This window comes from Microbacterium meiriae, assembly GCF_032364335.1.
Taxonomy (GTDB): domain Bacteria; phylum Actinomycetota; class Actinomycetes; order Actinomycetales; family Microbacteriaceae; genus Microbacterium; species Microbacterium meiriae.
On the sequence record NZ_CP133984.1, the window covers coordinates 3344769 to 3362540 of the forward strand.

Consider the following 17772-nt stretch of genomic DNA (forward strand, 5'->3'; position numbering starts at 1 on the left):
GAGGAAGAGGCTCTCCTTGTTTCTTGCGGGGGTCGGGTCAGCCCTTGACGGCACCCTGCGTGACGCCCTCCATCACCCAGCGCTGAGTGAAGAGATAGGCGACGATCGCGGGCGCCATGGCCATCAGGTACGAGGCGAAGGCGACGTTGTAGTTGTTGCTGAACTGGTTCTGGAAGAGGTTCTGCCGCACCGGGAGCGTCTGCAGCGCCGGGTCGGAGATGATCAGCGACGGCATCATGAAGTCGTTCCAGGCGTAGAGGAAGGCGAAGATGCCGACCGTGGCGCTCATCGGCGCGAGCAGCGGGAAGATGAGCCGCCAGAACGTCTGCCAGGTCGTGGCGCCGTCGATCCTCGCGCTCTCCTCCAGCTCGATCGGGATCGAGCGCAGGAAGGCCGTGAACAGCAGCACGCTGAAGCTGAGCTGGAACATCGTGGCGAGGATGATCACGCCGAACGGGTTGTCGAGGCCGACGCGTCCGGTGAGCTGGATCTGCGGAAGTGCCACGACGGGGAACGGGATGAACATCGCCGCCAGCAGGTAGAAGAAGGAGTACCGGAACAGCCGGCGGTCCCAGTTGCGCACGATCGCGTACGACGCGAAGGCCGCGAGGACGATCGTCGCGATGACCGTCCCTGCCGTGACGAGCAGCGAGATCGCGGCGCCGACCGGGAACTTCGTCAGCGTCCAGGCTTGCACGAAGCCGTCGATGCTGAACGGCGCCGGCAGCGAGAACGCGTTGCCGTCGACCGCCTGCCCGGTGGTCTTGAACGCCATCGAGATCGTCACGTACAGCGGGATGAGGATCGTCGCCGTGCACAGGATCAGGATGATGGTGCCCGACCAGTTGACGCGCTCCATCTTCTGCCGCTTCCGGCGTCCGTCCGCGGGGATGGTGGTGAGGGTCTCCGTCGACATCAGAACGTGTTCCTTCCGCGGGTCAGCGAGAGCTGGAGGACGGAGATGAGCACGGCCACGATGAAGAAGATCGTGGCGTTGGCCATCTGGTAGGCGTAGTCGCCGCCGTTGAAGCCCGCGATGATCGTCATCGCGACGCTGCGGGTGGCGGTGCCGGGACCGCCGTTGGTGAGGCCGACGATGATGTCGTAGGCGTTGAGGAAGCCCTTGAAGCCGAGGATCACGTTGATGACGACGTATCCGGCGACGAGGGGGATCGTGATGCGGGTCAGCTGCTGCGTGCGGCTGGCGCCGTCGATGCTCGCCGCCTCGTACACCTCGCCCGGCACCGACAGGAGTCCGGCGATGTAGATGAGGAGCGTGCCGGGGACCGCCTGCCAGGCGGTGACGATCACGATCGCGACCCAGGCGAGGTCGGGGTTGGCGAGCAGGCTCGTCTCCAGCCACGGGATGCCGGTGGCCGCGCCCGCCGCGGGGATCGAGTTCGAGAACAGGAAGTTGAAGACGTAGGCGATGATGATGCCCGAGATCACCATCGGGATCACGAAGATCGTCCGCAGCCCCGTCTTGAACCGGATGCGGGAGGTGAGGCCGACCGCCAGCAGGAACGCGATGACGTTGACGACGATCACTGTCGCGATCGAGAACCCGAAGGTGAAGAGATAGCTCTGCAGGATCGCCGGGTCGCTGAACAGCGCGATGTAGTTCGTCAGCCCGTTGAAGCTCCATTCGCCGATGCCGATCGAGTCGGTGAAGCTGAAGAAGATGCCGATGACTCCGGGGACCGTGATCGCGAGCGTGAAGATCACCAGGGTCGGCAGCAGGAACAGGTAGTAGATCGGCTCGACGCGGCGCGTGTGGCGGCGGATCTTCCGCTGCTCGCCGGTGACGATGGCGGTCGTGCTGGTACTCATGGCGCGGACTCCTCTGTCTCGCCCGATGCGGAATCCTCGGAACTCGGGATCGGGGCTCGGAAGGCGATGCGGGCCCAGTCCGCGTCCATGGTGCGGAGGATGGAGGACGGGTCGGCGCCGAGCACCATGGCCTGCGCGTAGTTGTTCATCGGCAGGGTCTTCGGGACGAGGACCGAGGGGCCCTGGTAGATCCGCCCCTCGTCGTAGTACTCGATCATGCCCTCGATACGCGGGTCATCCGGCGGTGCCGCGTCCGTCGTCGGGGTGAACCCGAGCTGCGACGCGTTGTACTCCTCGATGTTCTCCGGGAGGTAGAGGTACTCCAGGAAGTCGCGCGCGGCCTCCTGGTGCTGCGACTCCTCGGGGATCATGACCGCGAGGTCCATGTTCACCCGGACGGCGAGGTCGTCCGGGTCATCGGTCATGGGCAGCGGGAAGGTGCCGAGGTCGAGGTCGGGGTCGGTCTTGGCGATCTCGCTGAACGCCCACGGCCCCTGCAGGTACATCGCGGCCTCGCCCTTCGCGAAGGCGAGGTTGCCGTCTCCGTACGCCCGGCTCGCGGCATCCTCGTTCGTGTACGTGCTCGCGAGCTGCATCATCCTGTCCATCGGCTCCGCGAAGTCCTTCTCGAAGGAGACCTCCGAGTCCGGGCCCACCTCTGTGCCCTCGGCGGCGAGCGCGTCGAAGAACGCCAGCACGTCCAGCGAGCCGCCGACCGCGTAGTCGTACCAGCCCTGCGCGACGGTCCAGTCGTCCTTGAACGTGGCGTAGAACGGGTCGATCCCGGCCTCGCGGAGCCTGTCGCTGACGGCGAGGAGCTCGTCCCAGGTCTGCGGCACCTCGAGGCCCTGCTCCGCGAAGATCTGCGTGTTGTAGATGACCGAGGCGGCCATGACCGAGTACGGCAGGGCGCTGGTGCGCCCCTCGCAGGAGCCGTACTGGTCCATCAAAGGCTGCAGGTCCTCACGGATGCCGGCGGCGGCCTCCGTGTCGGAGAGGTCGGTGAGCGCGCACCGCTGCACGAACCGGGCGACCTCGTAGTTGTAGTTGGCGAGCATGATGTCGGGCGGGTTCCCGCGGACGAAGCTCGCCGAGACGACGTCGACGCCGGACGTGTCGATCTCCACCCGGACGTCGTCCTGCGACGCGTTGTACTCCGCGACGAGCTCCGTCATGAACGGGATGGCCTCGCGCTTGCTGAACGTGAAGCGGATCGTCTCCGCTCCCCCGCCGGCGGCACAGCTCGTGAGCGCCGCGCCGGTCAGCACGAGGCCGAGCGCTCCGGCGGTCCAGCGCACCGCCCGTGATCGTGTGGCAGACACCGTCGTCCTTTCGTAGATCCGCGGAATAAATCTAGTGAGCGAATTTAGTCCGTCTAGAGGTACTGTCTCATCTGGGCGACAGAAAGGTCAAGGGGAGTGACAGAGGTCTCGACGGGACTCGGCACCGGCCGCGCGAGCGTGAGCGCGGTGCTCGACTTCGCCTGGACGGCCGGCGAGTTCACCGCCACCGAGGCCATGGCCGGCACCTCGCTCACGCGCTCGACCACCATCGACGCGATCGACACCCTCGTCACCGCGGAGGTGCTGCGCGAGCTGCCCAACGCCCGTGCCATCGGCGACTACCGCTCCGGGCGCCCCGCGCGCCGCTTCGCCCTCGCGGCAGACCTCGGCGTGGTGATGGGCATCGACGCCGGCGACACCCATCTCGCCGTCACCGTCGCGGATCTGCTCGATCGCACGCTCGTGCACCATCGCGTGGAGGTCGACCCCGCGCAGAGCGTCGAGGACCGCCGAGCGACGATCCTGCAGCACCTCACCGCCGCGCGCGACGAGGCCGGGGTGCCCGCGGAGCGCGTGCTCGCGGTGTGCGCCGGCGTCGCCGCCCCCGTCAACCGGGACGGCATCTCGCCCCCGCACCCCGACGGCTTCTGGGAGCGCACGAACCCCGGGCTCGCGGAGGCCCTGCGCGACTGGGCGCCGGTGGTCGAGGTGAAGAACGACGCCCAGCTCGCCGCGATCGCCGAGGGGACGCTCGGAATGGCTGTCGACTGCCGCGACTACGTGGCCCTGCTCGCCAGTGAGCGCTTCGGCGGCGGCGTCGTCGTCGACGGGCACGTGCTGCATGGCGCCCACGGCGGCGTCGGCGAGGGCGTGGTGTTCGATCACATCATCGGTGTCGGCTCGGCGGTGGGTCTCCGTCACGCCGTGGAGGAACAGGCTCGGAGCGCCGTCGAGGACGGGGGCGCTGCCGCAGACGGAATCCTCGGACGGCTCGTGGCGGACGGGCCGGTCGATCCGCGGCTGGTGCTGACCCTCGCCGCCTCCGGAGACGCCGACGCCCTGCGCGTCGCCGAGCGCGTGGGGGCCACTCTCGCCCGCGTCGTCGGGGTGCTCGGCAGCATGTACGACCCGGCCCGCGTGATCATCTGCGGGGCCGTGGCGGAGAGCATCGAGCCTGTGCTGGCCGCCGCCCGCCGGATCCTCCCGGACGAGCTGCACCTGCCCGCACCCGAGATCCTCGCCTCCACACTCGGCGCGGAGGTCGTGTCGGCCGGCGCGATCGCGACCGCCCGGAGGGCTGCCAGGGAGCGTGCCGTCCCCCGCCTCGCGGAACAGCGTCTCACCGCCTGACCCCCCTCTTGCGTCAGCCGCCCCCTCCCCTCGCGAACCGCCCTCTCTCGCGAGAACAGGCAAGCGCGCGAGTTCAGGCTCTCCCGCCCCTGGCAGCCTGTCCTCGCGCGAACGCCTGTGTGCTCACACGAGACGCTCGGTGTCCCCTATCCGGCCTACATCTTTTTTGGACTCAGGTCAGTAACTTGAGTGGAGTCCAGAGAAGACTGGCGTGAGCGCCTCAGTATCAGGGTCGAAGATGACGGCCAGCGCGCCGGACATGACGACCAGCCAGATGAGCAGGATGGCCAGTCCGAGGCCTGCAATCAGAAAAGCGGGTCTCTTGCTGGACGGGCCTGGACCCCGGCCTTCTGGAGCATCCACTCGAACAACCTCAATCGAAATTAGGAGAACGCGTGAAGACAAAGTACCGAATGCTGCTGGGGGCAGCTCTCGTCACCGCCATGCTGGGAGGATCTGCGGCCACCGCAACGGCGAACCCGGTGGACGACTCGGACGTTTGAGATGTGCTCTCCCCCCTGTCAGAGACGACCGCAGGCCAGCCGACGTCCGAGTTAACCGCTCTCCTCAGTGACACCGCCGCGATCGCACCGAGCGATGTGCCCGTGCAGGTGAACGACTCGCTGATCGAAGTCCCTGCGACGCTCGACGAGCCGGTCACAGTGGGAGAAGGCGCTGGCGCCGTCAGCATCCATCGTCCGGGAAGCTCCGTCACCGCTGCCATCCCTCTCCAGCCCGGGGTGAGCGCCCACGAGACAACCGACGGCACTGACGTCGTGACGACGGTCAAGGAAGACTCAACTGTGCAGATCGCAACGATCCTCAACGACCGCACAGCCCCCCAAGCGCTTCGACTACCTGATCGATGTCCCCGAAGGGGCCCGCCTGGAACTCATCAATGGGCAGCCGTTCGTCTGGGCGGCGGACGGATCGATGATCGGCGGCTTCTTCCCCGCCTGGGCCAAGGACGCTGCGGGCAACGACGTGCCCACCCACTATGAGTTGGCCGGAAACACCCTCACGCAGGTTGTCGAGCACGAGGAGCTGACCGAGGGTCAGTATCCGGTCGTCGCTGACCCCGCGTATCGGCGCGGAATGATCTCTCAGGTCAAGTGGGAGCGTTGGGCCAACGGCGGTTGGGAGATCAGGCTGACCGTCACGGCACTCGCCCGAGCGACCCAGCCCATCAACCCCGCCATCGTCTATTCCGAGGGTCTCGCCGACCTTCGGGAACACCACCCGCGCGGCATGGCTAAGAAGACCATGGCCCAGCAATGGGACTGCCACGTCGTCGGCCTTCCTGGAACTATCAACATCGACCTCGAGAGCTACCGCAAGAGCTGGGACGGATGGCGGGCGGGGATCATTCCTGCCGTACTGCAGGGCAATCCTGCGAAGGCGTGCAACTGGTAGTTCGCGCAGGCAAACGCGCGGGAGTGGGCGACGAGGAGGCCCCGCGATGGAGCGTGCAGGTCTCGTATGAAGACGCCGAAGGCCGCACGTTCCGAGAGCTCTTTCACCTCGACGTCGAACCGTGGCACCGGGCAGCAGCACCGCCGCCGCGTCGAGCGGTTGAGCGCGAGGGCTCAGCGGGAGTAGAGCTGGACGTCAAGTGCCGACTCCAGCCTCCAGATGGTGCGAAGGTCGGGCCACGACTCGCCAAGCAGAATCTTGCGAATGGTGCCTTCGTCGAGGCCTTTCGTTTGAGTGACTCAACTTCGATTGAAGAAAGAGCGCTTCAAAGGCCGTCTCGCCTCAGTTATGGGGTGACTTCCAACCTGCCCCAGCTCAGCGGCGCCTGCTCCATGCAATCACTGAGGACCGACGAACTGAGCCCGCGGTCTGATGCCCGCCGACAGGGCCAGTCAGTCGGAGGTCGCCGGGGGAAGATCGTAGCCGTCGAACTGTGCTGCGCGATCCGTGAACGTCTTCCAGTCGAGGTCTCGAACGGTGGTCCCGCCCGCGTTCAACGCGATGCCCGAGATGAGTGCGTTCTGCGCTTTCGCCGCTTCGAGTTCCTCCGGGCTCAGGCGTGCGTCGGCGACGACGACTTCAATGTAGAACAGATCATCCTCGAAGGTCGCGTGCTGGGACCAGGAGGATCCTGATTCCCCGGCGTCGTCGAGGAGCGTCAGTCCGTGCCGCTCGGCCACCTCTGTCACGACGTCGATGACGCCGTCCCACTCGGACGGTGGCAGTTCGGCCGGTGCTTCCCAGGTCGGCGCGGTGTAGGAGGACAGGAGTGACTCTCCGCCGTATCCGTTCGGTCCGAACGGCTGCCAGGTGGCCTCGAACCGTTCTTCCCAAGATCCGATCTCATACTTCGTAGCGATCTCTTCGCGGACTTCCTCCAGGATGTCCTCTCCTCGCTGGACCATTTTGCTCTCGGTGGGGGCAGCGAGGACGGTGTCGGCGGGGACGAGAGCATGAGCGGGGTACTGCGACCAATCGGGATCCGCCGGGTTGCTTCCGGTGCACCCCGCCAGCACGAACAGGGCCGTGACGACCCCCGCAGGGGCGAGGAGGTGTTGACGATTCATGTTCCAGATCATGCGGGCGCTCCGGTAGCTGGCTGAGGTCGGGCGGATCGAGCGGCAAGGCCGAGGATGACGAAAAGACCACCGGCCCACCACGCCGGCAGCATGAACGAGCCGGCTTGGACGACGGCCAGGATCATTAGGGCTGCGCCCCACCCTGCAGTGACAAGGTCGGCGACGCGGGAACCCGATGCCCAACACACTGCGACTACCGCGGAAGCGATGACAACGGCGAGCGTTACTGCATCATGGGCTCGCATCGACAGCGCAAGCAGGGGCAGGGTGAGAACCAGAGCCCCGCCGACACGCCACCCGAACGTGGTCGGCCAACGGAATCCGCGGGCGACGGCAATGGGCAGGACGATGGCTACCCAGAGTTGAGCGATGAAGGGGATGTACCAGCCGAGCGTGCTCAAGCCCGCCGTGTAAAGCAACGTCAGGGTGCCAGCGAGCGTCAGGAGCGTCACCCTTCGGGCGAGTGGACGCATCGAGAGGGAAAGAAGGACGATCAGCGAGGGCAGCACTCCCACCAGCGCAATCCAAGGCCCCGTCGTTGGCGAGATCGTCAATGACAGATCCGTCGCCGTGTCTTCTCGGTTGACTGTGTCCCAGAGGGGAGCGGCGAAGGCCGCGACCAGGGCGGCGATGATCCCAAGAGTTGCAGCGCCGATGAGAGACCATCTCGCCGCTCGTGCGGCTCTTGCATTGGCCGCATGAGCAGCGAGGAGTTCGCCGTGGGCAGTTGTCCCCAGGCTGCGTGCGGGGCCGAGGTCTGTCAGGACCGCGTCGAGCTCGGCGCCTCGACTAGTGGCGTCCTCGATATGGTCCTCGAGATCCGCGAGGACCAGCGACCGCTGAGCTGCGGGGATCTCGACGAGCTCGTTTCGGACGGTGCGGAGGTAGCGCTTCTTCGCTGCTTCGACGTTCACTTCCTGCCCTCCAAGAGTTCGTTGATGGTCGGGGCAATAGCGGCCCACACGTGGGCGAACGCATCGAGGTGCGCTCGCCCGGCTGCCGTTACCCCGTAGTAGCGACGCGGTCTCTCAGAGGACTCGACGGCGGATACGGGCTCGATGAGACCGTTGTCGCGCAGCCGCGCGATGAGTGGATACAAGCTGCCATCGCTGGAGATCAGCTCCCGCGCTTTCAGCTCCTCGGCGAGCTCTAAGCCATACATGTCGCGCTGCACCAGAAGACCGAGCAGCCCGAACTCGAGCACGCCCTTTCGCAAGTTGGTCGCTATCCGCTCTATCGGGTCGTCCATGAGAAGAGAGTAACCCTGCATCACAAGTATTGCAATGCAAGGTCACTCTCTTGCGGGTTAGCCCGAGAACCGGCCCTCGGGGTAGTTGCACTTGTACAGCGCCGCCGTCTCCCAATGGAAGAACTTCCTCGCGGCCTCGAGGTTGTACTCGGGCAGCGAGAACGGCAAGCCTGCAATGTGGCAGTACAGCTGCTCCTGGACGTTCACGTCCCAGCGCTGATTCGCCGGGCGCGATGGATACCGCTTGGCAAGCTTGTTCTTCACCTCGTCGGCATGAGCCCACCAGGTCCCGACCCCTGCCCAGTCTTTGCCCTGCTGCGTCGGAGTGACGTTCACCTTGAACTTACCGTTCCAGGAGGTCAACGATGGGGTGCCGTAGAGGTCCTTTCCCAGCCAGGGGTCGGCGACAATCGGGTATGCGTAGGCGTCAGCGTCGTGGTCGACGACCTGCACGAGCGCGGTGCCCTCGATCTCATAGCGTGTCGGAACGTCGCGCCCGTTCGCGTCGACCGCCCATGGAGCGGCGAACACTCCGAGCAGATCGGTCTCGTCCGCCGAGACGATGCCGATGCCTTCGCCCTCATCGGCTCGAAGGAGCTTGTACCCCTCGGGCAGCCCGAGATCGTATGAGTACGTCGTCGGTGCCGCGGCCTGGTCGATGATCGTCGTCAACTGCAGACTTCCGTCCGCTTTCACGACGGGGACCGTGGTCGTGCCGTCCTGGTTGTCGTACGCGACGAGCCCTTCGGCGATGTCCGCACGGTTGGCCGCGTCTGGGGCTGGGAGGGTGATCTGCACCGCGTGACCGTCCGCCTCAAACAGGACGGCATCGTCCGTCGATGCGGGGAAAGTTGTCGTCGTCTCGTCCGCCGCGACGGTCATCTCACCGCCGCTAGCGACCGTAGGTACCGCGTCGGCGAGAACCTCCGGAGCGACCTCTGCGATGGTGGATGCCGCGTCGGAGGAATCTTCCGCAGCCGCCTGTGCCGGTGACGCTGCGGCGACCAGAACTGCAGTCGCTACAAGCCCCACGGGCGTGAACACTCTTCGTCGTTTCACCTTATGCCTTTCGTCTTTTGCTGAATCAGATTCGGGGTCGTTGTATGCATGCCCCGTTCGGAGGCTACATAGTGCTTCGCCGATTCGATGTAGGCCTTTTGGGGGACATTTCGGTACACCCTCAAGCGAGCTTTCCGGTAGTGTCTTCATGGGTTTGTGGGCCCAATATTTCGTTGTCAATGCGCAACGTTTTCGCTTTGTTGTCAAATGATCACTTTCTCATTGCCGCAGCATCGCGGAAGTTCTCGAGTGTCTCGGCGGCGCGCAAAAGCCGCCGGGGATAGGAGATGACGACGCGGCCGCCCCGTCATTGGAGACGTGCTGGAGCAGCTCCAAAGCTTCGACCCTCTGGAGGGACCGCAGGCGCTTGAACTGGTCGCGTCGCACGAGTGAGAATGCGGCCGCAGCCTCCTCGTCCATGCAGGCAGAAGATCGTCACCCAACTGACCGGTGGGCGCACCGCGTCGCAGGGGTCGCTGATGAGCCGGGCGCGAACGGCCCAGCAGATCCGGAACACGCTGGGGAACCTCGAAGACGGACGGCTGGCTATCTGGCCGCCGCGGAGCTGATCAACGATTCGCTCGCTCACCATGCGTGACTATCAGAGATTGACCGCAAGCGCATGTCGCGACCCGCGGACTGCATGGCGTCGCGGTGAACCAAGGTGGCATGAAAGAGCTTGCTACAGACCGCGCGCGCTGTGGTCGCGCTTTAAGTGGGTGGCCGCTCCCCCCTTCCCCCGAAGTGGAGGACCGGATGAAGGTTCTGAGTCCGGTGTTCGTACGTGTACCCCGCACGCTTCGCGCCCCCGCGCAGCACCGGAAAGGACCTCCGCGAGCGGCGAAGCTCGCGCTTAAACAGCATGCTAGGTGTGCTCTGGCCGGACGCGATTGATACGGGGGCTCGCATCCGATCACCAGCAGCAGGCGGGGCGTTCGCCGTACCCTCCCCTGGCGGGCGTCCCGCTCCACGCACCATTCAAGTTCTACCGGCTCGGGAAACCGTCCGTGCTGGGAGCTGTCGAACCGCGACTTCGACGTCCTGGCTCGAACACACCGCGCATAGGGGGAGAGACAAGCCCGCGACGAAGCAATGGCGAAACGGCATACTGAGATAGGGAGGTGACAGCGTGAACGAGGTGCGTCGAGACCGCAAGTTCTTGTTGAGCTTGGAGCTGCATCGAGAGATCGCTCGTCTCTTGCGCGAAGACCCGGAACGGGTGCGCCAACTTGGACTGGAGGGCGTTTCTCGCGTGCGCCCCAACGCGCGTAGTCTTGGCGCCCATCAGCGAATCGACGCCTGGCGTTCGATGCTGGAGCGACGCGACTGGGAAGCGCTCAGCGCTCGCCTAATCGGCGAGGACGAAGAGTCGGCCGAAATGCGCAACATGACGGTCTTTCTCCGGGTCGTTCCCGACGCTCGCCGCCGAGAGATCATCGAGGAAGTAACGTCTCGCCCGGGCCTGCTCGTATGAACCGGCATCAGCTAGAGCACGCAATTCGGGCCGCCACAACCGTCCTGGAAGTGGACAAGATCTATGTGATCGGCAGTCAATCCATTCTCGGGACTTTCGGCGAGGACGAACTCCCTGAACGCGCGACCGATTCAGTCGAGGTCGACATCTTCCCGCTCGGCGTCGAGGATGCGGAGAGGATGTCCGAGTTGCTGTTCGCCATCGGAGAGCTGAGCGACTTCCACGCGAATCACGGTTTCTATGTCGACGGAGTGGGACCCTCGACCGCGGTCTTGCCAACCGGATGGCAGGATCGCGTAGTGCCCGTGCCAGCAGAACGGTTGAACGGCGTCAAGGTCGTGGGGCTATGCCTTGATCCTCATGACCTCTGCGTCTCGAAGATAATCGCCAACCGGACCAAGGACCACGAGTTTGTTCAGGAGTTGGTCGATGCGGGGCTCATCGACTCTGGCACTCTGCTAGACCGTCTCGCAGACGTGAAGCCGCCTGTCGACGTCCTTGTGGTGAATGGACGCGAAGAACGTCAAGAGCGAGACATCAATCATGCATGGGTGTTCGCCCAATCGCTTCACGACCGCGTGCAGCGTTCACGGGACTGGGACGTGCCTGCTCCCACTCGCGGAGGTCCGCGCCGCGCAGGCGAGCTTGGAGCCACGACAAACCGGGGGCGCTTCGCTTCGAAGGACGGCACTCCTCCGGAGATGACCCTCTGAGGAGTACCGTTCTATCAGCGTGGCCGATGTCTCGATCATCGGCGCTAACCGCCACTGGTCCTTGTCGGCAACGCGCCAAGGAGAACCGTCATGCGATAGCGGCCGCATGGTTGCAAACGCCCGGCTCGAGGTTGATCCACTGCCTGCTCCGCTTACGTCGCGGGCGCGGACGCGTGATGCAGCTCGTCAACTAGAGGGCGCTCATTCGAGCGTGCAAGGCCTGTTCGACACTCTCCACGCGGCTCGGGAAGCGAAGCGGCTCGCCGGGCAAGAGCTTCGGCGGCTCTCGCACGGCGAGACAGACCTGCTACGGGCGGCAGTTGCTTTCGCCGGGGCAGGGATAGACGCGGTCCTCAAGCAACTTCTGGAGGACACGCTCGGCGTCCTGCTGGACAAGTCGGCGGCCGCACGTGGGAAGCTCGCTGCGTTCGCCGGTGCGCTACCGAAGGAAGAACCGAGACTCGCGAGAGCAATTCTGACAGCTCCCAGCGCTGATGCAAAGCTACGCGAGGTCTATCTCGAGCGTCTCACGAAAGGCAGCTTGCAGAGCGAGAAGGAACTCAAAGCTGTTCGTGACGCTCTCGGGATCGCCGAAGCCGGTGCGTTCACCGATGCACGGCTCGCGCGTCACGCGGCGTTCTTCGTCGCTCGAAACGAGATCGTCCACGAACTCGATCTTCGAAAACCCGATGGTCCGGGGGATCCTTCGCGCCGATACCGTGCGATGAGCACCTGCCGTGACCTAGCGAATGATGCGCTTCAGCTCAGCGCCGACTACATCAGAGCTACTGATGCTCTCCTTTAAAGTCAGATGCATCCTCGCATAGCCGAACGCCCATCCCATTTCGAAGCGCGCTGCTGTGGCGCGGACTTATATATCGTCGATGTATAAGTCCGCGCCACTTGATCCCCGGGGTGGGTGGCGATGACCGGGAAGGAAGCGCCGCTCGGCCGTCTGGACATCAGCAGCCGTATGGTCCGCGCGGCTTGAATCAGTTCGTGCCTGGGTAGACCGCGCCCGCCAAGACGTGTCGGATGGTGCGCTCGCTCGCCCCGGCATCGCGCCGCGCCGGGCAGGAACCCCGATCCACTCAAGGCGCGGATAGAGGGGGATGCCGAGCGCATTCTCCAGCGAGGAGATCGTCCTCAGGGCGGCCCACACAGAACCCGCGAGCACTCGACGGATCGTTCCCTCGTCGATTCCGGATTCCCGTGCCAGCGCCCGGACGCTCTTGCCCGCAAGCGCCGCACGCAGGTTCAGGGCGGGCCCGCGCGCCGTTTCTGTCGAGTGGTCGGCGGCGCGTTGGTCCGGCCAGTTCTCCACCCCAGCTGCGGGAGTGAGCCGCGTTTGCTTCTTCACGGCGCTCCTCTCGTTGGTTTCAGGAGCGATCCCGCTGATTGCATGGAGCAACTACCGGATCTGGAGCAAATCCGATTTTCGGGAGCAACTTGAATGCTCCGTTGGCGCGGGTTCAAAGGCCGTCTCACATCAGTCCACCAGGAGCGCGGGCTCCTCGAGGATGGAGGCGACGTCGGCGATGAACCGGCTCATGCCGTCGCCGTCGATCACGCGGTGGTCGAACGAGCCGGCGACCGTGGTCACCCAGCGCGGGCGCACCTCGCCGTCGACGACCCAGGGCTTCTGGCTGATCGTGCCCATGGCGACGATGCCGGCCTCGCCCGGGTTGATGATCGGAGTGCCCGCGTCCATCCCGAACACGCCGATGTTCGTGATGGTGATCGTGCCGTTCTGCTGGTCGGCCGGCGGGGTCTTGCCCTCGCGTGCTGTGAGCGTGAGCCGGTTCAGGGCGCGGGCGAGATCCTTCATGCTGAGGTCCTGGGCGTCCTTGATGTTCGGCACGAGCAGACCCCGGGGCGTGGCGGCGGCGATGCCGAGGTTCACGTAGTGGCGCACGGCGATCTCGGCACCGGCCTCGGTGTCGATCCAGGCCGCGTTGACCATCGGTGTCCGGCGCACCGCCCAGGTCACCGCGCGGGCCATGATGAGCAGCGGCGAGACCTTGATGTCGGCGTAGTCCGGCGAGGCCTTGAGGCGCTTGACGAGTTCCATCGTGCGGGTGGCGTCGATCTCCTTCCACACCGTCACGTGCGGGGCGGAGTACGCGCTCTGCACCATCGCCGACGACGTCGCCTTGCGCACGCCCTTCACCGGGATGGACTCGGTGCGGTCGTCGCCGGCCGCCGACGGGCGCACCGGTGCGAGGCCGCGAGCCAGGCCGGACGGGGCCTGCGGCGCGGGCACCGTCTCCTCGCGCACGCTCCCCCACTCCGGGGTCTCGATGTTGCGGAACACGCTGGCCTGCGAGGCGTGCTTCATGACGTCGTCGCGGGTGACCTCGCCGTCGGCACCCGTGGGCGCCACGCTCGTCAGGTCGACGCCGAGGTCGCGGGCGAGCTTGCGGATCGGCGGCTTCGCGATCACGCCGACCGACGACCGCACGGGGCGCTCGGCCGGGCGCTTGCGCCGCGAGGTCGCGCCGCTTCCGGAGCCGTAGCCGACGAGCACCGACCCGCCGCCCTCCTCGGGCGCGGGCGCCTCCGCCGTCGCGACGGTGCCGGGCGCCACCGAACCGTTCCCCGAGCCCGCCGCAGGGTCGGTCACGAAGGTGATGATCGGGGTGCCGACCTCGACCGTCGCCCCCTCGTCGACGAGCAGCTCGCCGACCACGCCCGCGTGCGGGGAGGGCAGCTCGACCAGGGACTTCGCGGTCTCGATCTCGCAGATCACGTCGTTGATGGCGACCCGGTCACCCGGCGCCACCTTCCACGCGACGATCTCGGCCTCGGTCAGCCCTTCGCCGACGTCCGGAAGGGGGAAGTTCTGCGTGCTCATGCGGAGTCCTTTCGTGGGCCGCGTTCATAACTCAGGAGACTCGAACCGGTGCGCGCCCCTGCGCCCGCGCTGGACGGGTGAAGGGGGCGGTTGTCCTGAGTTGTGAACATGGAACGTCGGTGTCAGTAGGCCAGGGAGCGGTCGACGGCTTCGAGGATGCGATCGGCGTCCGGCAGGTACGCGCCCTCGAGCTTCGCGGGCGGGAACGGGGTGTCGTAGCCGGAGACGCGCAGCACCGGAGCCTCGAGGGCGTAGAACGCGCGCTCCATGACGGTCGCGGCGATCTCGCTGCCGAGGCTCGTGAATCCCGGAGCCTCCTGCGCGTAGACCATGCGGCCCGTCTTGCGTACCGACCCGAGGATCGGCTCGTAGTCCACCGGCGACAGCGAGCGCACGTCGACGACCTCGCAGCTCGTGCCCTCGGACTCGGCGAGGGCGGCGGCCTGGAGCAGCGTCGTCACCATGGCGCCGTGTCCGACGAGGGTCACGTCCGTCCCGGTCCGCACCACCCGCGAGGAGTGCAGCGGGACGGCGGGCGCGTCGAGCTCGACCTCGCCCTTCGGCCAGTACCGGCTCTTCGGCTCCAGGAAGATCACCGGGTCGTCCGACGCGATGGCCTCCTGGATCATCCAGTAGGCGTCGTTCGCGGTGGACGGCGACACCACGCGCAGACCGGGGGTGTGGGTGAAGTACGCTTCCGGGCTCTCCTGGTGGTGCTCGACCGCCCCGATGTGCCCGCCGTACGGGATGCGGATCACGACGGGCAGCCGCAGCGACCCCTCGTGCCGGTTGGTGAGCTTGGCGAGCTGGGTGGTGATCTGGTCGAACGCGGGGAAGACGAAGCCGTCGAACTGGATCTCGACGACGGGACGGAACCCGGCCATCGCGAGGCCGATCGCGGTGCCGACCAGGGCCGACTCCGCGAGCGGGGTGTCCAGCACACGCTGCTCCCCGAAGTCGCGCTGCAGGTGCTCGGTGATGCGGAACACGCCGCCGAGCTTGCCGATGTCCTCGCCCATGAGGAGGACTTTCGGGTCGTCCTCCATCGCCTTGCGCATACCGGCGTTCAGCGCCTTGCCGAGCGGCATGGTCTCCCGGGTCACTGGCCCTCTCCTTCGAACGACGCCTCGTAGCGGGCGCGCCAGGCTTTCTGCTCCTCGATCAGCGGATGCGGCTCGCTGTACACGTGGTCGAACATGAGGTCGGCGCGGGGCGGGCCGAGCTGCACGGTGCGGGCGCGGAGGTCTTCCGCGGCGTCGGCGGCCTCGGCGTCGACCTCGGCGAAGAAGCCCTCCTCGGCGCCGCGGTTCTCCAGGAACGCGCGCATCCGGACGATCGGGTCGCGCCCGGCCCACGCGAGCTCCTCGTCGTCGCCGCGGTACTTCGTGGGGTCGTCGCTGGTCGTGTGCGCGCCGAGCCGGTAGGTCACGGCCTCGATGGCGCGAGGGCCGCCGCCGCCGCGCGCCTCGTCGAGGGCCACGCGGGACACCGCGTAGCTGGCGAGGACGTCGTTGCCGTCCACGCGGACGCTGGGGATGCCGTACCCGGCGCTGCGCTGCACGAGCGGCACCCGGGACTGCGTGGTGACGGGGACCGAGATGGCCCAGTGGTTGTTCTGCAGGAAGAACAGCGTCGGGGCCTGGTAGCTGGCCGCGAACACCATCGCCTCGTGCACGTCGCCCTGGCTGGAGGCCCCGTCGCCGTAGTACACGACGACCGCCTCGTCGCGCTCGGGGTCGCCGGTGCCGGTGCGCCCGTCGAACGTGAGACCCATGGCATAGCCGGCGGCGTGCAGCACCTGGGAGCCGAGCACGAGCGTGTAGAGGCGGGTGTTGCCGTTCTTCGGGTCGGTCGGGTCCCAGCCGCCGTGGGAGACGCCCCGCATGAGCTTGATGATGTCCACCGGGTCCACGCCGCGGATCCGGGTGACGGCGTGCTCGCGGTACGAGGGGAAGATCGTGTCCTGCGCGCGGGCGGCCCGACCGGAGCCGACCTGCGCCGCCTCCTGTCCGCGGCTCGGCGGCCACAGGGCGAGCTGCCCCTGGCGCTGCAGGTTGGTGGCCTGGGTGTCGATCGCGCGGATGCCCACCATGTCGCGGTAGAACTGCGCGAGCTCGTCGTCGGGGATGGCCTCGATGAGCGGCAGGTACTGCTCCGCGGCCGGCGTCGGGGCGACCTTTCCGGTCTCGTCCAGGACGCGCACGAGGGGGGTCTCAGAGGTGCTCACGGCCCCCACGCTACCCGCGTCGGCATGCCGGGTCACGCATACCTAGGACGCCCTCGTATCTCCCCGGAACCCCGAGATTCCGCGGTTCGCAGGGCGGCGTCGCGCTCAGCGGAGGGTTGCGGCGACCTCCAGCACACGGGTGACGGCCGCCTCCTCGCCGACGGAGATCCGGATGCCGTCGCCGGAGAAAGGGCGCACGATCAGGTCGGCGTCGACGAACGCCGCCGCGACCTCGTCCGTACGCGCGCCGGTCGGCAGCCAGACGAAGTTGCCCTGGGCGTCCGGCACCTCCCAGCCCTGCGCGCGGAGCCCCTCGACGAGACGGGCGCGGCGTTCGACGATCACGGCGACGCGCTCGAGGAGCTCGGCTTCGGCGTCGAGGCTCGCGATGGCGGCGTTCTCGGCCGCGGATGTCACCGACAGCGGGATGCCGGTCGTCCGCGCCGCGTCGAGCACCTTCTCGTGGCCGATCGCATAGCCGACCCGGAGCCCGGCCAGACCGTAGGCCTTGGAGAACGTGCGGAGGACGACCACGTTCGGGTGCGCCTCGAAGACGCGCTCGGCCAGGCCGTCGACGGCGTCGGGGGCGGTGACGAACTCCGCGTAGGCCTCGTCGAGGATGATGAGCACGTCGGACCGCACGCGATCCACGAACGCCGCGAACTCGGCAGAGGTGATGATCGGGCCGGTCGGGTTGTTCGGCGTGCAGACGATGATCGCGCGCGTGCGGTCGGTCACGGCGTCGGCCATCGCGTCGAGGTCGTGACGGGAGTCGGCGGTCAGCGGCACCTGCACCCCGGTCGCCCCGGCGACGAGCGGCAGGCTCGGGTATGCCTCGAACGACCGCCAGGCGTAGACGACCTCGTCGCCGACGGAGGCCGTGGCGAGCACGAGCTGGTGCAGGATCGCGACGCTGCCGGAGGCGACGTGGACCTGCTCGGGCTCAACGCCGTAGCGGGCTCCGAGCCGCGAACGCAGGCGGCCGGCCGTGGCATCGGGATAGCGGTTGATCGGCGTCGTGTGCTGCAGCGCCTCGACGACCGAGGGGAGCGGATCGAACGGGTTCTCGTTGCTGGAGAGCTTGAAGGCCTCGGGACCGGCCTGCTTGCCCTGGCGGTACGGCGCGAGGGAGGCGATGGCGGGACGGATGCGGGGCAGGGTCGGCTCGGTCACGCGTCGAG

Annotated in this window: 17 protein-coding genes and 1 pseudogene; 5 read left to right on the plus strand and 13 right to left on the minus strand. The window is 66.9% G+C overall.

The window, feature by feature from the left end; translation table 11 throughout:
* Positions 1-37: 37 nt before the first annotated feature.
* The 3 genes from RI211_RS16320 to RI211_RS16330 are packed head-to-tail and all read right to left on the minus strand — an operon-like array spanning position 38 to position 3152.
* On the minus strand, positions 38-916 hold the full coding sequence (locus RI211_RS16320) for a carbohydrate ABC transporter permease (RefSeq protein ID WP_085605188.1): 879 nt from the start codon (positions 914-916) through the stop codon (positions 38-40).
* Positions 916-1830, minus strand: a complete 915-nt coding sequence (locus RI211_RS16325; protein ID WP_101848001.1) for a carbohydrate ABC transporter permease — start codon at positions 1828-1830, stop codon at positions 916-918. The genes RI211_RS16320 and RI211_RS16325 overlap by 1 nt, the downstream gene beginning before the upstream one ends.
* A complete protein-coding gene (locus tag RI211_RS16330) occupies positions 1827-3152 on the minus strand; it encodes an ABC transporter substrate-binding protein (RefSeq protein ID WP_315636672.1) in 1326 nt (441 codons plus the stop codon). The genes RI211_RS16325 and RI211_RS16330 overlap by 4 nt, the downstream gene beginning before the upstream one ends.
* Before the next feature lie 96 nt (positions 3153-3248).
* On the opposite strand from RI211_RS16330, the gene RI211_RS16335 reads away from it, so the two are divergent.
* Both RI211_RS16335 and RI211_RS16340 read left to right on the plus strand, forming a co-directional pair.
* The gene (locus RI211_RS16335; RefSeq protein WP_315636674.1) at positions 3249-4463 is read left to right on the plus strand and encodes an ROK family protein; all 1215 of its coding nucleotides are present in this window, start codon (positions 3249-3251) and stop codon (positions 4461-4463) included.
* Between the two features lie 933 nt (positions 4464-5396).
* Positions 5397-5876, plus strand: coding sequence for a hypothetical protein (locus tag RI211_RS16340; RefSeq protein ID WP_315636676.1), 480 nt, complete (start codon positions 5397-5399; stop codon positions 5874-5876).
* Between the two features lie 173 nt (positions 5877-6049).
* Here RI211_RS16340 and RI211_RS17005 read toward each other — a convergent pair.
* The 5 genes and pseudogenes from RI211_RS17005 to RI211_RS16360 all read right to left on the minus strand — a co-directional run.
* Positions 6050-6148 (minus strand): annotated as a pseudogene (locus tag RI211_RS17005) (hypothetical protein); the annotation flags it as partial.
* A gap of 180 nt (positions 6149-6328) precedes the next feature.
* Positions 6329-7003 (minus strand): hypothetical protein, encoded by a 675-nt coding sequence (locus tag RI211_RS16345; RefSeq protein ID WP_315636678.1) that lies wholly within the window; start codon positions 7001-7003, stop codon positions 6329-6331.
* Between the two features lie 8 nt (positions 7004-7011).
* Complete coding sequence (locus RI211_RS16350; RefSeq protein ID WP_315636680.1) at positions 7012-7929, minus strand: HAAS signaling domain-containing protein; 918 nt, start codon at positions 7927-7929, stop codon at positions 7012-7014.
* Positions 7926-8264, minus strand: coding sequence for a PadR family transcriptional regulator (locus RI211_RS16355; RefSeq protein ID WP_315636682.1), 339 nt, complete (start codon positions 8262-8264; stop codon positions 7926-7928). Before RI211_RS16355 ends, RI211_RS16350 begins: the two co-directional genes overlap by 4 nt.
* Before the next feature lie 57 nt (positions 8265-8321).
* Entirely contained in the window at positions 8322-9308 is a 987-nt protein-coding gene (locus tag RI211_RS16360; RefSeq protein ID WP_315636684.1) for a hypothetical protein, read from the minus strand.
* A 1144-nt stretch (positions 9309-10452) separates the two neighbouring features.
* Here RI211_RS16360 and RI211_RS16365 point away from each other — a divergent pair.
* The 3 genes from RI211_RS16365 to RI211_RS16375 all read left to right on the plus strand — a co-directional run bounded on the left by RI211_RS16365 (position 10453) and on the right by RI211_RS16375 (position 12315).
* Positions 10453-10797: a hypothetical protein gene (locus RI211_RS16365; RefSeq protein WP_315636686.1), complete on the plus strand. Its 345-nt coding sequence runs from the start codon at positions 10453-10455 to the stop codon at positions 10795-10797.
* A 50-nt stretch (positions 10798-10847) separates the two neighbouring features.
* Entirely contained in the window at positions 10848-11510 is a 663-nt protein-coding gene (locus tag RI211_RS16370; RefSeq protein WP_315636688.1) for a DUF6036 family nucleotidyltransferase, read from the plus strand.
* 211 nt (positions 11511-11721) lie between these two features.
* Positions 11722-12315 (plus strand): hypothetical protein, encoded by a 594-nt coding sequence (locus tag RI211_RS16375; RefSeq protein ID WP_315653636.1) that lies wholly within the window; start codon positions 11722-11724, stop codon positions 12313-12315.
* 66 nt (positions 12316-12381) lie between these two features.
* On the opposite strand, the gene RI211_RS17010 is transcribed toward RI211_RS16375, so the two are convergent.
* The 5 genes from RI211_RS17010 to RI211_RS16395 form a co-directional block, all read right to left on the minus strand.
* Entirely contained in the window at positions 12382-12870 is a 489-nt protein-coding gene (locus RI211_RS17010) for a helix-turn-helix domain-containing protein (protein ID WP_396654997.1), read from the minus strand.
* A 129-nt stretch (positions 12871-12999) separates the two neighbouring features.
* Positions 13000-14364, minus strand: coding sequence for a dihydrolipoamide acetyltransferase family protein (locus RI211_RS16380; protein WP_315636691.1), 1365 nt, complete (start codon positions 14362-14364; stop codon positions 13000-13002).
* 122 nt (positions 14365-14486) lie between these two features.
* Positions 14487-15452: an alpha-ketoacid dehydrogenase subunit beta gene (locus RI211_RS16385; RefSeq protein ID WP_187664256.1), complete on the minus strand. Its 966-nt coding sequence runs from the start codon at positions 15450-15452 to the stop codon at positions 14487-14489.
* Positions 15453-15463: 11 nt separating this feature from the next.
* Positions 15464-16591, minus strand: a complete 1128-nt coding sequence (locus RI211_RS16390) for a thiamine pyrophosphate-dependent dehydrogenase E1 component subunit alpha (protein WP_232089125.1) — start codon at positions 16589-16591, stop codon at positions 15464-15466.
* 105 nt (positions 16592-16696) lie between these two features.
* Complete coding sequence (locus RI211_RS16395) at positions 16697-17764, minus strand: histidinol-phosphate transaminase (RefSeq protein ID WP_315636694.1); 1068 nt, start codon at positions 17762-17764, stop codon at positions 16697-16699.
* Positions 17765-17772: the final 8 nt, after the last annotated feature.

Excerpts from the sequence above, each read along its gene's own strand:
- RI211_RS16355 (WP_315636682.1), bottom strand. The coding sequence starts at position 8,264 with ATGGACGACCCGATAGAGCGGATAGCGACCAACTTGCGAAAGGGCGTG.
- RI211_RS16325 (WP_101848001.1), bottom strand. The coding sequence starts at position 1,830 with ATGAGTACCAGCACGACCGCCATCGTCACCGGCGAGCAGCGGAAGATC.
- RI211_RS16380 (WP_315636691.1), bottom strand. The coding sequence starts at position 14,364 with ATGAGCACGCAGAACTTCCCCCTTCCGGACGTCGGCGAAGGGCTGACC.
- RI211_RS16385 (WP_187664256.1), bottom strand. The coding sequence starts at position 15,452 with ATGCCGCTCGGCAAGGCGCTGAACGCCGGTATGCGCAAGGCGATGGAG.
- RI211_RS16345 (WP_315636678.1), bottom strand. The coding sequence starts at position 7,003 with ATGAATCGTCAACACCTCCTCGCCCCTGCGGGGGTCGTCACGGCCCTG.
- RI211_RS16320 (WP_085605188.1), bottom strand. The coding sequence starts at position 916 with ATGTCGACGGAGACCCTCACCACCATCCCCGCGGACGGACGCCGGAAG.
- RI211_RS16340 (WP_315636676.1), top strand. The coding sequence starts at position 5,397 with ATGATCGGCGGCTTCTTCCCCGCCTGGGCCAAGGACGCTGCGGGCAAC.